Origin of the sequence: Cellulomonas sp. NPDC058312 (assembly GCF_042880135.1) — a bacterium.
Classification (GTDB): Bacteria; Actinomycetota; Actinomycetes; order Actinomycetales; family Cellulomonadaceae; genus Cellulomonas.
This window is the reverse complement of the sequence record NZ_JBHVZE010000006.1, coordinates 137,081-151,298: the sequence shown is the minus strand read 5'-3', so window position 1 is coordinate 151,298 and position 14,218 is coordinate 137,081. Positions and strand designations below refer to the sequence as shown.

Sequence of the window (14,218 nt, the reverse complement as noted above, 5' to 3'; positions counted from 1 at the left end):
GACGCGCGGGCACCGTGCCTGGGGAAGGCTCGGCACCCGCGCCCCGACCGGGGTCCGTCACCGAGCCCGCGTCAGCGGTCGGTCACCGTCACCGCGAGGACGCCGACCCCGAGGTGGCCCCCGAGCACCGCACCCACCTCGCGGACCAGCACGTCGTCCACGCCGGAGGTCGCCCGGATGCGGTCGGCCAGCTCCGAGGCGGCCTCCGCGCGTCCGAGGTGCTGGACGGCGACCCGCACCCCGGGACCGCGCCGGCGCACCTCCTCGACGGCGAGCTGGTGCAGCCGGTCGCGGGCGGCGCGTCGGGTCCGGACGCGCTCCGCGACGTCGATCCGGCCGTCGTGCAGGGTGAGGACCGGGCGCAGCCCGAGCACGGTGCCGAACGCCGCGGCCGCCCCCGAGAGCCGCCCGCCGCGGCGCAGGTGGTCGAGGGAGTCGACGACGAACCACGCGGCCGTCGACCGTCCGACCTGCTCGGCGGTCGCGGCGACGTCGGTGCCCGTGGGCGCGGAGCCCCAGGCCGCGCCGTCGGCGACCTCGGCCGCGGCGAGGGCGGCGAAACCGAGGCCCGCTCCGGCGCTGCGCGAGTCGACGACGTGCACCGGGAGCGGAGCGATCTGGGCGGCGAGCGCGGCGGCGCGGACGGTGCCGGACAGATCGCCGGACAGGTGCACCGAGACGACCTCGCGGGCGCCCCGCGCGGCGGCGGCCTCGTAGGCGGCGGCGAACGCCCCGGGCGGGGGCTGCGAGGTCGTGACCCGACGGCCGGACGCGAGGAGCGCCACCAGGGCGTCGGGGGTCAGGTCGACGCCGTCCTGGTACCGGGTGTCGTCGACCGCGACGTCGAGCGGGACGACGGTGATGCCCCACGCCGCGGCGTCGGCCGGGGTCAGGCAGGACGTCGAGTCGGTGACGACGGCGACCGCGGGCGGGGTGTCGGCGGTCGGCTGGTCCTGCGGGGAGGCACCCGGGTCGCCGCGGCGTGCCCCGTCGCCCAGGAGCCGGCCGACGACCCGGCCCACGACTCCGTCCGGGCCCCGGCGCCACGCCCGACCGAGCGCGCCCGGCCACGCCGCCGCCCGGCCGAGCGCGCCCAGCCACGCCGCCGCCCGGCCACGCCACCCGCGCGCGGCGGGGTGCGGGGCGCCCGGAGACGCTCCCGCACCCGCGCCGCCGGTCACGCCCTGCGCGGGCACCGTCAGGCCGGCACCACGTTGACGAGCTTCGGGGCGCGCACGATCACGGTCCGCACGTCGCGTCCGGCCATCGCGCGCTGCACGCCGGGGTCGGCCAGCGCGAGCTCCCGCAGGGTGGCGTCGTCGGCGTCGGCGGGGACGTCGGCGCGCCCGCGGACCTTGCCCTGCACCTGGAACACGCAGGTCACGGTGTCCTCGACCAGGTACTGCGGGTCCAGGACGGGGAACGGCTCGTGGCCGAGGGAGCGCTCGTGGCCCAGGCGCGACCACAGCTCCTCCGCGAGGTGCGGGGCGACGGGCGCGGTCATGAGCACGAGCTGCTCGGCGACCGTGCGCGGCACCTCGGGCAGCGACGTCAGGTGGTTGTTCAGGACGATGAGCTTGGCGATGGCGGTGTTGATCCGCATCCCCTGCATGTCCTCGGCGACCTCGGCGATGGTGCGGTGCAGCACGCGCAGGGTCTCGACCGTCGGCTCGGTGTCGACGACGGTGACCTCGCCGGTCTCCTCCGACACGACGTTGCGCCACACGCGCTGCAGGAACCGCTGCGCCCCGACGACGGCCCGGGTCTCCCACGGGCGGGACAGGTCCAGCGGGCCCATCGACATCTCGTAGACGCGCAGGGTGTCCGCGCCGTACTCGGCGTACATCTCGTCCGGGGAGACGGCGTTCTTCAGGGACTTGCCGATCTTCCCGTACTCGCGGTTCACGGGCTCGCCGTTCCAGCTGAACCCGGTCGACGCGGTGTCGTCCTCGACGACCTCGGCCGACGGCACGTACACGCCGCGCTCGTCGGTGTACGCGTACGCCTGGATGTAGCCCTGGTTGAACAGCTTGTAGAACGGCTCGCGGCTCGCCACGTGGCCCAGGTCGTAGAGCACCTTGTGCCAGAACCGGGCGTACAGCAGGTGCAGCACGGCGTGCTCGACGCCACCGACGTACAGGTCGACGCCGCCGACGCCGTGGGTGTCGGTCGCGTTGTGGCCCGGGCCCATCCAGTACTGCTCGAGCGCGGGGTCGACGACCTGGCCCGACGCGTGGGTCGGGTCCAGGTAGTGCAGGTAGTACCAGCACGACCCGGCCCAGTTCGGCATGGTGTTGGTGTCGCGGCGGTAGACCTTCGGGCCGTCACCGAGGTCGAGCGTGACGTTCACCCAGCCGGTGTCGCGGCCCAGCGGTGCCTCGGGCGAGGACTCGGCGTCGTCGGGGTCGAAGGTCCGCGGCGCGTAGTCGGGCACGTCGGGCAGGTCGACGGGCAGCGCCGACTCGGGGACCGCGATCGGCAGGTCGTGCTCGTCGTAGACGATCGGGAACGGCTCGCCCCAGTACCGCTGCCGGCTGAACAGCCAGTCGCGCAGCCGGTAGGTCACGGTGCGCTCGCCGGCGCCGCGCTCGGCCAGCCATTCGATGATCCGGGTCTTGGCGTCGGCGACGGACAGCCCGTCGAGGCTGATCTCGTCGTTCGCGGAGTTGATGATCGCGCCGTCGCCGGTCCAGGCGCCCTCGTGGCCCTCGGGCGCCTCGACGGTGCGCACGACCGGCAGGCCGAACGCCTCGGCGAACGCGAAGTCGCGGCTGTCCCCGCCGGGAACGGCCATGATCGCGCCGGTGCCGTAGCCCATCAGCACGTAGTCGGCGATGAACACCGGCAGCGACTCGCCGTTCACCGGGTTCAGCGCGTAGCCGCCGGTGAACACGCCCGTCTTGCGCCCGGCGTCGGCCTGGCGCTCGACGGCCGTCTTCGCGGCCGCCTCGCGCCGGTAGGCCGCGACCGCCTCGGCCGGGGTGGCCGCGCCGCCGCGCCACGCCTCGGGCACGTCCTCGCCCCAGGCCTCCTCGCCGCCGCCGACCAGCTGGTCGACCAGCGGGTGCTCGGGCGCGAGCACGACGTAGGTGGCGCCGAACAGCGTGTCGGGGCGGGTGGTGAACACGGTCAGCGGCTCGTCGGCGTCGGTGACCTCGAAGTGCACGTGCGCGCCCTCGGACCGGCCGATCCAGTTGCGCTGCATCGCGGTGACCTTCTCGGGCCAGTCGATGTGCGCGAGGTCGTCCGCGAGGCGGTCGGCGTAGGCGGTGATCCGCATGTTCCACTGCCGCAGGGTCCGCTGGAACACCGGGAAGTTGCCGCGCTCGGACCGCCCCTCGGAGGTGACCTCCTCGTTGGCCAGGACCGTGCCCAGGCCCGGGCACCAGTTGACCGGGGTCTCGGAGACGTAGGCGAGGCGCTGGGCGTCGACCACGCGGCGGCGCTGCACCTCGTCCAGGTCGGCCCACGCGACGCCCTCGGGCACCCCGTCGATCCCGTCCGGCACCGCGCGCGCCCCCGACTCGTACGCCGCGACCAGCGTCGACACCGGCCGGGCCGCGCCCGTGCCGCCGTCGGGCCGCACGGCGTCCTCGTCGTACCAGGACTCGAAGATCTGCAGGAAGATCCACTGCGTCCAGCGCACGTAGTCCGGGTCGATCGTCGCGAACGACCGGCGCGGGTCGTGCGCGACGCCCAGACGGCGCAGCTGGCGCGCCATGATCTCGATGTTCGCCTCGGTGGTGCCGCGCGGGTGGGCGCCGGTCTGGACGGCGAACTGCTCGGCCGGCAGGCCGAACGCGTCGTAGCCGAGCGCGTGCAGCACGTTGTCGCCCTGCATCCGGCGGTACCGGGCCACGACGTCCGTGGCGATGTAGCCCAGCGGGTGCCCGACGTGCAGGCCCGCGCCCGAGGGGTACGGGAACATGTCCATCACGAAGAACGGCCGGGCGCCCTCGCGCGCGGTCGCCCCGTCGCCGTCGGTGAGCGCGCCCGTCGGGTTCGCGGCGAAGAACGTGCCGCGCTCGACCCACTCGTCCTGCCACCGGAGCTCGATCTGCTGCGCGAGCTCGGCGGTGTAGCGGAACGGCACGTCCTGGCCGCCGGGCGCCGCGGACGTGCCGGGCGCTGCGGGGGTGGACTCGGGCTGGGTGGCGGCGGGCGATGTCACCCCGCGAGTCTATCGAGGTGCGGCACCCCGTCCGGACTGCCTGGGGACGACGACCGGGGCCGTCGGCGCGTCGCGGTCAGGCGACGCCCGCGACCCGCTGCCGCGAGCGCGCGACGCCGAGGGTGACGGCGGCGATGACGAGGCCGACGGCGGTCAGTCCCGCACCGACCCAGGCCGGCGCGAGGTACCCCAGCCCAGCCGCGATGACGAGGCCGCCGGCCCACGCGCCCGCGGCGTTGCCGGCGTTCAGCGCGGAGTGGCACAGCGCCGCCCCGAGCGAGGGCGCGGCGGGCGACAGGTCCATCAGCCAGGCCTGCAGCGCGAGCCCGAGCACCTGCGAGGCGACGCCCAGCCCGACGATCGCGAGCACGCCCGGGACGAGCCACTGCCCGAGCACCGCGATCAGCACCAGCACGACGATCGTCGACGCGAACCCCAGCAGCAGCGTGCGCGGCACGGACCGGTCCGCGAGCCGGCCGCCGAGCAGCGTCCCCGCCGTCATCCCGACACCGAACAGCGCCAGCACGATCGGCACGCTCGCCTCCGCGATGCCCGTGACGTCGGTGAGCAGCGGCGCGACGTAGGAGTAGACCGCGAACATGCCGCCGAACCCGATCGACCCCGCCGCGCACGCCACCCACAGCCGGCCGTTGCGCAGGGCTCCGACCTCGGACCGCACGCTGGCGCCGTCGCGCACCGGCAGCCCCGGGATCCAGCGGAGCAGCGCGGCCAGCGTCAGCAGGCCGAGCACGCCCACGGCGACGAACGCCCAGCGCCAGCCGAACACCTGACCGAGCACCGTCGACAGCGGCACGCCGACGATGTTCGCGATCGTCAGGCCCGCCATCATCGTGGCGACGGCCTGACCGCGGCGGCCGGGGCCGGCGACGTGCGCGCCCATGACCGCGCCGACCCCGAAGAACGCGCCGTGCGGCAGCCCGGCGACGAACCGCGCCGCCACCAGCCAGCCGGCGGACGGCGCGAGCGCCGACAGCACGTTGCCGACGGTGAACGCCAGCATCAGCACCAGCAGCAGCCGGCGGCGGTCCATCCGGGCGGCCGCCGCGATCAGCAGGGGCGCGCCGACGACCACGCCGAGCGCGTACGCGGTGATCACGTGGCCCGCCGACGGGATCGACACGTCCAGGTCGCCCGCGATCAGCGGCAGCAGCCCCATCGTCGCGAACTCGGTGGTGCCGATGCTGAACCCGCCGAGCGCGAGCGCGAGCAGCGGCAGCCGCGCGCGGCGTCGGACCAGGTGCGGGTCCAGGACGTCGGCGTCCGCGGGGCTGCTGCCCCGGGGGGTGGTGTCCATGTGCGCTCCCGCGTCGTCGGCTCGTCGGGCGCGCGCGGCGGGGACGCGGACGCGCGTCGACGACCCCGGTGCGGCGCCGGTGTCCCGGTGGCGGCGACGGCGCGGCTCCGGTCCGGCCAACCCTACCGGCCGGTCAGCGCGCGTCGAGCAGCACCCAGATCGCCCGGGCCGCGACCTCGCCGAGCTCCACGGGGCGGGCGTCGTCGACCGGGACGTCGTCGTCGGCCCCGGCGTCGGCCCGGTCGCCGGCCCGGGCGCCGGCCCCGTCGTCCGCGCGCGGCGGTGCGACCCGCACGGCCGTCATCCCGGCGAAGTCCCGCCGCTCGACGACCTCCACCCGGGCGTCGAGCACCACGCCCACGGACGCGAGGTACCGCAGCAGCCCGGGGTCGGCGTCGGAGATCCGCGCGATCCGCCCCGTGCCGGACGCCAGCTCCCACAGCATGTCGGCGGCGGGAGCGGGCACGCTGCCGTCGGGCGCGGGTATCGGGTCGCCGTGCGGGTCGCGGGTCGGGTGCCCGAGGCGGGTGTCGATCCGCTCGACCATGAGGTCGGAGACGGCGTGCTCGAGCACCTCGGCCTCGTCGTGCACCTCGTCCCACGCGTAGCCCAGCTCGCTGACCAGGAACGTCTCGATGAGCCGGTGCCGGCGCACGACCTGCACGGCGTGCCGGACACCCTCCGCGGTGAGGGTGATCGCCGCGTACGGCGCGTGCTCGACGAGGCCCTGGTCGGCGAGGCGCCGGACGGTCTCGGAGACCGTGGAGGCGCCGACGCCCAGCCGCTCGGCGAGCATCTTCGTGGTCACCGGAGCGGTCGACCACTCCCGGGCGGTCCAGATCACCTTCAGGTAGTCCTGGGCGACGGCCGTCAGGTCGCTCGTCTCGCTCACGCGTCCAGGGTAGGGCCCGTGACCGGCCGGGCCCGGACGCGCCCGGCCTGCGCGGGGGTGTGGTACGAATCGCGGGAGCCGTCCGCGCAGGTCCGGCGGTCGGCACCCACCGGACGACAGGACGCCCGTGACCGCCGCCCGCACCGCCGACCCGCACCCGACCCGCCCGCACCCGTCCGGCGCGCGCCCCGCCCTCGACGCCGTCCGCCGCGCCGGCGCCCCGGTCGCGCGCTGGTTCGCCCGCCGGGAGCTGTCCTGGTCCGGGATGCTCGGCGCGCTCGTCGGCCTCGCCGCGGCGATGACCCCCTCGCTGCTCCCCCGCCCGACGCTCTACCTCGGCGTGCTCGCCGGCGTCGGGACCGTGCTCGGGTACGGGGGTGGGGTGCTCGCCGCCTGGGTCGTGCGCCGGACCGGCGTGCCGCTGCCGCCGGCCGCGTGGCGCCGGGTCGCCTGGCGCGTGCTGTCCTGGGCGGGTCCGGTGCTGGCGGTCGTGGTCGTGGCGGTCGGCGCGCGGTGGCAGGACGACGTGCGGGTGCTCGTCGGGGAGCCGCGGCGGACCTCGTCGGCGGTCGTGGTCGGGGTGATCGCCCTGGCCGTCGGCCTCGGGCTGCTCGCGCTCGCGCGGGCGCTGCGGCGGCTGTCCCAGCGGGTGGCCCGGGTGCTCGCCCGGTGGATCCCCGCGCCGGCCGCGTCGCTGGCCGGCGTCGTCCTGGTGACGCTGCTGGTCTACTGGCTGGCCGCGGGTGTGCTGTTCCGCGTCGTCGTGACGGTCGCCGACTCCGTGTACGCGGGTACGAACGCCGGCACGGACGCGGGCGTCGAGGAGGTCACGTCGCCGCTGCGGTCGGGGTCGCCCGACTCGGTGGTCACCTGGGACTCGCTGGGTCGCCAGGGCCGCACGTTCGTGGCCGGCGGGCCGTCCGCGGCGGCGATCGCCGACGTCACCGGGTCCGACGCGGTCGAGCCGATCCGGATCTACGCGGGCCTGGACTCCGCGGACGACGCCTCGGCGCGCGCGGCGCTGGTCGTCGAGGAGCTGGAGCGGACCGGGGCGTTCGACCGGTCGGTGCTCGTGGTCGCGGGCGCCACCGGGACGGGCTGGACCGAGCCGCAGCAGATGGCCGCCGTCGAGTACCTGTGGGGCGGCGACACCGCGATCGCGACGATGCAGTACTCGTTCCTGCCGAGCTGGATCTCGTTCCTGGTCGACGCCGACCGCGCGACCGAGGCCGGCCGGGAGCTGTTCGACGCCGTGCACGCCCGCTGGGCCGAGCTGCCCGAGGACGACCGGCCGCAGCTGATCTCGTACGGGCTGAGCCTCGGGTCGTTCGCGGCGCAGGCGCCGTTCGGCTCGGTCGGCGACCTGACCGCGCGCGTCGACGGGGCGCTGTACGTCGGCACTCCGAGCTTCACGCCGCTGTGGCGGACGGTGACCGACGGCCGGGACGACGGCAGCCCCGAGTGGCAGCCGGTCGTCGACGGCGGGGAGACGGTGCGGTTCGGCTCCGACGCGGAGGACCTCGCGGCACCGGGCGGACAGGCCGGCGGCGACTGGGACGTGCCGCGGGTCGTCTACCTGCAGCACGCGTCCGACCCCGTGGTCTGGTGGTCGTGGGACCTGCTGACCCGGCAGCCCGACTGGCTGTCCGAGCCGCGCGGGCCGGACGTCTCGGGGCGCGTGCGCTGGTTCCCGGTGCTGACGTGGGCGCAGGTCACCGTCGACCAGTTCTTCGGGGTGAGCGTCCCCGACGGCCACGGCCACAACTACGCGAGCCAGATCGTCGGCGCGTGGTCCGACGTGACCGAGCCCCCCGGCTGGACCCCGGTGGAGCTGACGTCCCTCCAGCACCTCCTGGACGACACCCTCGAGCTCCCCACCCTCCCGGGCGCCTCGGTCGGCTGACGGGCGGCGCCGCCGCGCGCGAGGTCGAGGGTTTCACGCGAGGTCGAGGGTTTCAGCGCCCTCGTCCGTCACGAACCCTCGACCTCGGCGCCCGAGCGGGCGGGCGGGTCAGCGGGTCAGTGCTGGGCGTCGCGCCAGGTGGTCCAGCGCTCGACCAGCGAGAGGTCGTAGTCGGGGCCGCTGACGCCGACGGTGAAGAGGGTGACGCCCGCCTGGACCAGCGGGGCCGCGACCTCCTCCGGCGGGGCGCTCACGGCGACGCTGCGCTCGACCAGCGCCGCGGTGTCGCGGCCGACCGCGGCGCCGTGCTCGTCGAGGATCGCGCTCTTGCGGGTCAGCGTGTCCAGGTCGCCGAACGAGTGCCACGCGTCCGCGTGCTCCGCCACGACGCGCAGGGTCTTCTTCTCGCCGCCACCGCCGATCAGCACGGGGATCTCCCGGGTCGGCGCGGGGTTGCCCGCCGCGAGCCGGGCCTTGATCCGGGGCAGGGCGGCAGCGAGGTCCGCGATCCGCGAGCCGGCGGTGCCGAACTCGTAGCCGAACCGGTCGTAGTCCTTCTCGAACCAGCCCGCGCCGATGCCGAGGATCAGCCGGCCGCCGCTGATGTGGTCGACCGTGCGGGCCATGTCGGCGAGCAGCTCGGGGTTGCGGTACGAGTTGCACGTCACGAGCGCGCCGATCTCGACCCGGCTGGTCTGCTCCGCCCACGCGCCGAGCATGGTCCAGCACTCGAAGTGCTTGCCGTCCGGGTCGCCGGACAGCGGGAAGAAGTGGTCCCAGTTGAAGACCACGTCCACGCCGAGGTCCTCGGCGCGGCGGACCGCGTCCCGGATCTGCGCGTACTCGGCGTGCTGGGGCTGGATCTGGACTCCGATGCGGAGGGGTCGCGTCATGGCAGCACGGTACGACTCCGACCGGCCCGGCGCCGCGTGCCGTCTACGCTGGCGGTCGCGCCGGCCCGGCGCGCGCCTGCTCACGACCCCGGAGGTCCCCATGCCCGCCGCAGACACCACCGCGCCCGTCCCCCTGCGCTGGGTCGGCCCGGTCCGGGTGAGCGGCAACGTCATGGAGGGCGAGACCGAGGTGCCGCTCGCGACGTACGAGTCGCCGCTGTGGCCGTCGGTGCGCCGCGGCGCGCGGATCTCGACGATGGTCGAGGGCGGCATCCGGGCGACGCTGGTCGACGAGCGGATGTCGCGGTCGGTGCTGTTCGAGGCCGACGACGCGGGGGTCGCGCTGGCGGCGGTGCAGCACCTGACCGCGCACCGGGCGGACCTCGAGGCGGTGGTCGCGGGCAGCAGCCGGTTCGCGCGGCTGATCGACGTGCACCACCAGATCGCGGGGAACCTGCTGTTCGTGCGGTTCGAGCTGACCACCGGTGACGCCTCGGGCCACAACATGGTGACCAACGCGTCCGAGAAGCTGATGGACCACGTGCTCGCGGCCGTGCCCGGGCTGCGGTACGGCTCGATCTCCGGCAACTACTGCTCGGACAAGAAGGCCACCGCCGTCAACGGCATCCTCGGCCGCGGCAAGAACGTCGTCACCGAGATCGTGATCCCCCGCCGCCTCGTGGAGCGGTTCCTGCACACCACCCCCGAGGCGGTCGTGCAGCTGAACATCCGCAAGAACCTGATCGGCACGATGCTCGCGGGCGGGCTCCGGTCGGCGAACGCGCACTACGCGAACATGCTCCTGGCGTTCTACCTGGCCACCGGCCAGGACGCGGCGAACATCGTCGAGGGCTCGCAGGGCCTCACCCACGCCGAGGTCCGCGACGGCGACCTGTACTTCTCCTGCACCCTGCCGAACCTCATCGTCGGGACGGTCGGCAACGGCAAGGGCCTGGACTTCGTCGAGGAGAACCTCACGCGGCTGGGCTGCCGCGAGGACCGCGAGCCCGGCGCGAGCTCCCGCCGCCTGGCGGTGCTGTGCGCGGCGACGGTGCTCTGCGGCGAGCTGTCGCTGATGGCCGCGCAGACCAACCCCGGGGAGCTGATGGCCGCGCACCTCACCCTGGAGCGGGGCCGGCCCGCGCAGGGCTGACGCACCCGATGTGACCACATTCACGAACGGGATGAAACCGGGCGCGGCGCGCGTTCCGTGAGAGGCGCGTGAAGAGCCCCGACCCTCGCTGGTCGCGGCCCGCGCGCGGGGCTACAGTCGTCCGGGCCTCGCGTGGGCGCCGGCTCGCGCCGCAGCGTCCCCCTCCCCGGGGCCCGTCGGCCGGGTCACCACCCAGGACGGCGCCCCGCCCGAGAGGATCCACCCCGACATGCAGCTCGGCATCGACGACCTGGCCTTCGCGACCGCGGACCGGTACCTCGACCTGGCGAACCTGGCCCCCGTGCACGGCGTCGAGGCCGCCAAGTACACCGTCGGCCTGGGTCAGGACCGGATGAGCGTGTGCGCCCCCGACGAGGACGTCGTGACGCTGGCCGCCGCCGCCGCGCTGCCGCTGGTCGAGCACCTCTCCGACGACGACCGTGCCGCGATCCGCACGGTGCTGCTCGCCACCGAGTCCGGCATCGACCAGTCGAAGTCCGCGGCCGTCTACGTCCACCGCCTGCTCGGCCTGTCGTCCGCCGCCCGCGTCGTCGAGCTGAAGCAGGCCTGCTACGCCGGGACGTCCGCGCTGCAGATGGCGCTCGCGCTCGTGGCGCGCAACCCCGAGCAGAAGGTCCTCGTGATCTGCTCCGACGTCGCCCGCTACGACGTCGGCTCCTCCGGCGAGCCGACCCAGGGCTGCGGCGCCGTCGCGATGCTCGTCACCGCGAACCCGCGCCTCGTCGCCGTCGAGCCGACGTCCGGGCTGCACACCACCGACGTCATGGACTTCTGGCGACCCAACTACCGCACCACCGCCGTCGTCGACGGTCGGCTGTCCCTGCGGGCGTACACGGACTCCCTCAGCGGCGCGTGGGCCGACCACCAGGCGCAGGGCGGCCCCGCCTTCGGCGACATCGACGCGTTCGTCTACCACCAGCCGTTCACCAAGATGGCGGTCAAGGCGCACGCGCACCTGACCCGCCTGGTCGGCGCACCGCGCGACGCCGAGGTGATGGACGCCCAGATCGCCGACTCGCTGCGCTACAACCGCGAGATCGGGAACTCCTACACCGCGTCGATGTACATCGGCCTGGTCTCCCTGCTCGAGCACGCCGCGGACGACCTGTCCGGTTCGCGGATCGGGTTCTTCAGCTACGGCTCGGGCGCGGTCGGCGAGTTCTTCACCGGCGTCGTCCAGCCCGGCTACCGCGACCACCTGCGCACCGCGGCGCACCGCCGTCTGCTCGACGACCGCCTCGAGGTCTCGCACGCCGAGTACCTGGACATCGTCGCGCCGGTGAACCCCGTCGACGGCGGCGACCACCACGTCGACCAGGTGACCCGGGGCCCGTTCCGGCTCGCGGCGATCACCGGGCACCAGCGGCTGTACGAGCGCAGCGCCGTCGCGGACGCCGCCGTCGCCTGACCCGCGGGACCCTGACCCGCGGGACCTTGTGCCCTCGTCCGGGGCGTCGCCCGGTGCTGCCATGACGGGATGGTCCCCGCGTCGCACGTCGACCTCGCCTGGATCCCGCTCGGGGCCGACGGGTCACCGCTGGTCCGCCTGAGCGGCCGCGCCTACGAGCACCTGCATGCCCGGCGGGAGCACCGTCCGGCGGCGCCGCTGGTGCACGCGGCCCTGGTCGGGTCGCTCGACGGCGAGCGGTTCGCCGTCGAGATGACGCCCGTCTGGGGCAACGGCCCGGGCGACCCCGCGGACCGGGGTGTCGTGCGCCAGGGTCCCGTCGGGCTGCGGCCGCTGGGCCGGTCGCGGTTCTTCCGCTACGAGGTGCGGCGCTGGTACGACGGCACCGTCCCCGACCTGCCGCGCGCCGTCGCGGTCCGGCGGGTCGCGACCGGGCGGGCGCGCACGGCGACGCTGCTGGCCGCCGTCGCGGACGTCCCGGACCTGGTGTGGGGCCGCGACGAGCTGCGCTGCGGCGACATGTGGACGTCGAACTCGCTGGTGTCGTTCCTGCTGCTCCGGGCCGGGCTGGACGTCGTCGAGCTCCGCCCGCCGGCGGGTGGCCGGGCACCGGGCTGGCGCGCGGGGGTGGCGGCGGCGCTGCGCCGCCCGGAGGCCGACGACCCCCGGCACTCCCCCCGTGCTACTGGTAGGTGACCAGGTCCGGGACCGGCTGCACCTGCCACGTCTGCGCCGGGTCGAGCATCGGCGTGTCCTCGTCGTAGAAGTTCTTCCAGCCCCAGTGCACCGGCGGCGCGCCCTGGCGCAGCGCCGCCCAGGTGCCGGCCTTCGCGGGCTGCGAGCCCTGGCCGTCGGCGTGGATGATCACCGCCAGCTCGTCGTGGCTCGTGTCGAGACGCTCCCGCTCGGCGATCATCCGCAGCGAGAACTGGTGCAGCAGGAACATCTTCTGGGGCAGCTGCCGCTCCCGGGTGAACTGGGCGAGCCACGCCGCGGTCGCGTTGACCTCGTCGACCCCCACGGAGCCGATCTGGCGCAGGTGCACCTGGTCGGGCTGCAACCGCCACTCCGGGTCCAGGGCCAGGCCCACGTGCGGGTACGCGAGCAGGTCCGCGTACCGCTGCGCCTGGGTGAGGAAGTCCGTCCGCCCGGGCTGGAGGTCGATGACGACCGCCTGGCCCGCCTCCGCCGCGGCCTCGACCAGCGGACGCAGCTCGTCCACCGACCGCCCCCGCGAGTACGAGCCGTCGGGCTCGGGCGCCGCGGACGCGACCGTCGCGATGATCTCCAGGGTCGGGACCACGGTGTCGTCGGTCATCGCGTCGTAGGGCGCCGCGGTCTGCTGCGCCCGGGCGATCGTCGCGGGGACGTCCTGCTCCCCCAGCACCCCGAGCGCCGGCGTGCCCGGCGTGCCGTACAGGGCGATGTACCGCTTCGCGTGCAGCCCCGGCGCGGACCCGGCGACCGGGAAGACCAGCTGGCCGCCGCCCGGCAGCTCCACGCCCGTCGCGGCCGACGCCACCCGGGGGCCGAGCAGCTCGGCGGCCCCGAACGTGCTCCCGACCGCGAGGACGGTCGACACGCCCGTCAGCGCCTGCACCGTGGCGGGCGTCGCGCGCGGGTCGCCGCCCGGGACGTCCACGACCGGCACCCCGGCGGCCCGCGCCGTCGCGGCGGCGACCGTGGCCGCGGCGGACCCGGTGACCGAGTCGACCAGCAGGGCCGCGTGCTCGACCTCGGCGGGCGGCTCGACGGTGGTGCCCTCGGCGCCGAGCCCGCCGGTGGTGCTCGGGGCGGCGGACGGGCCGTCGGTCACGGGCGCGGACGCCTCGGGGGCGGGTGCCTCCGAGTCGTCGGACACCAGCAGCGGCGTCGCGGGCCGGGTGAGCGCCGCGACCGCCGCGGTGAGCGCCGTCGGCGCCACGTCCTGCCGGTCGCCGACGTCCACGCCGAGGTCCGCGAGCGCGTCGGCGTCGTCGACCGCGTGGGTCCGCAGGTCCGCGGGCAGGCCGTCGAGGTCCGCGTCGCCGACCACCACGGCCTCGGTGCTGCCCAGACGCGCGACCTCCTCCGCGGTGCCCGGTGCGCCGGCGACGAGCAGCGGCGCGCCCAGCCCCACCGCGGCCGTCGCCGCCGGACCCAGCAGCGTCGCGTCCTCCCCGGCGACCAGCACCGCCACCGGGGCCTCGTCGAACAGCGCACCGCTCACCACCACGGCGGTCTCGCCCGCGCTCGCGTCCGGGACGACCGTCACGGGCGCCTCGGGGAGCGTCACCGTGGCCCGCAGCACCGTGGGGGTCGGGCTCGGCGACGGGCTCGCGTCGTCGGTCGCGCCGCCGGTGCACGCGACCAGCAGGCCGAGCACGGCGACCACGGCGGCCAGGCCCCGCGCGCGGCGGCGTGCGGGTGCGGGGCGGGACGTGGACGAGGGGGCGGGTGCGTCGGGCACGGGTCTCCAGGGC

Annotated in this window: 10 protein-coding genes; 4 read left to right on the top strand and 6 right to left on the bottom strand. The window is 75.6% G+C overall.

What is annotated here, in order from left to right; genetic code table 11:
* Positions 1 to 71 precede the first annotated feature (71 nt).
* The 4 genes from ACFVXN_RS17135 to ACFVXN_RS17120 all read right to left on the bottom strand — a co-directional run bounded on the left by ACFVXN_RS17135 (position 72) and on the right by ACFVXN_RS17120 (position 6,378).
* Entirely contained in the window at positions 72 to 1,196 is a 1,125-nt protein-coding gene (locus ACFVXN_RS17135) for a DegV family protein (protein ID WP_389235244.1), read from the bottom strand.
* Positions 1,197 to 1,198: 2 nt separating this feature from the next.
* Positions 1,199 to 4,093 carry a leucine--tRNA ligase gene (leuS, locus tag ACFVXN_RS17130; RefSeq protein ID WP_389235518.1) on the bottom strand — a complete coding sequence of 965 codons (2,895 nt, stop codon included), beginning with the start codon at positions 4,091 to 4,093 and terminating at the stop codon, positions 1,199 to 1,201.
* 154 nt (positions 4,094 to 4,247) lie between these two features.
* Entirely contained in the window at positions 4,248 to 5,486 is a 1,239-nt protein-coding gene (locus ACFVXN_RS17125; protein ID WP_389235241.1) for an MFS transporter, read from the bottom strand.
* Positions 5,487 to 5,619: 133 nt separating this feature from the next.
* Positions 5,620 to 6,378, bottom strand: coding sequence for a metal-dependent transcriptional regulator (locus tag ACFVXN_RS17120; protein ID WP_389235238.1), 759 nt, complete (start codon positions 6,376 to 6,378; stop codon positions 5,620 to 5,622).
* Positions 6,379 to 6,505: 127 nt separating this feature from the next.
* Between ACFVXN_RS17120 and ACFVXN_RS17115 the strand changes: the two genes are divergently transcribed.
* Positions 6,506 to 8,281 carry an alpha/beta hydrolase gene (locus ACFVXN_RS17115; protein ID WP_389235235.1) on the top strand — a complete coding sequence of 592 codons (1,776 nt, stop codon included), beginning with the start codon at positions 6,506 to 6,508 and terminating at the stop codon, positions 8,279 to 8,281.
* A 116-nt stretch (positions 8,282 to 8,397) separates the two neighbouring features.
* Here ACFVXN_RS17115 and ACFVXN_RS17110 read toward each other — a convergent pair whose 3' ends face one another.
* Positions 8,398 to 9,174 carry an LLM class F420-dependent oxidoreductase gene (locus ACFVXN_RS17110; RefSeq protein WP_389235232.1) on the bottom strand — a complete coding sequence of 259 codons (777 nt, stop codon included), beginning with the start codon at positions 9,172 to 9,174 and terminating at the stop codon, positions 8,398 to 8,400.
* On the opposite strand from ACFVXN_RS17110, the gene ACFVXN_RS17105 reads away from it, so the two are divergent.
* The 3 genes from ACFVXN_RS17105 (at position 9,173) to ACFVXN_RS17095 (ending at position 12,452) form a co-directional block, all read left to right on the top strand.
* Positions 9,173 to 10,327 carry a hydroxymethylglutaryl-CoA reductase gene (locus ACFVXN_RS17105; protein ID WP_389235230.1) on the top strand — a complete coding sequence of 385 codons (1,155 nt, stop codon included), beginning with the start codon at positions 9,173 to 9,175 and terminating at the stop codon, positions 10,325 to 10,327. The two genes, ACFVXN_RS17110 and ACFVXN_RS17105, sit on opposite strands and share 2 nt — an antisense overlap.
* Before the next feature lie 229 nt (positions 10,328 to 10,556).
* Positions 10,557 to 11,756, top strand: a complete 1,200-nt coding sequence (locus tag ACFVXN_RS17100) for a hydroxymethylglutaryl-CoA synthase (protein WP_389235227.1) — start codon at positions 10,557 to 10,559, stop codon at positions 11,754 to 11,756.
* Between the two features lie 69 nt (positions 11,757 to 11,825).
* A complete protein-coding gene (locus ACFVXN_RS17095) occupies positions 11,826 to 12,452 on the top strand; it encodes a hypothetical protein (protein ID WP_389235224.1) in 627 nt (208 codons plus the stop codon).
* On the opposite strand, the gene ACFVXN_RS17090 is transcribed toward ACFVXN_RS17095, so the two are convergent.
* On the bottom strand, positions 12,439 to 14,205 hold the full coding sequence (locus ACFVXN_RS17090) for a hypothetical protein (protein ID WP_389235221.1): 1,767 nt from the start codon (positions 14,203 to 14,205) through the stop codon (positions 12,439 to 12,441). The genes ACFVXN_RS17095 and ACFVXN_RS17090 overlap by 14 nt on opposite strands.
* Positions 14,206 to 14,218: the final 13 nt, after the last annotated feature.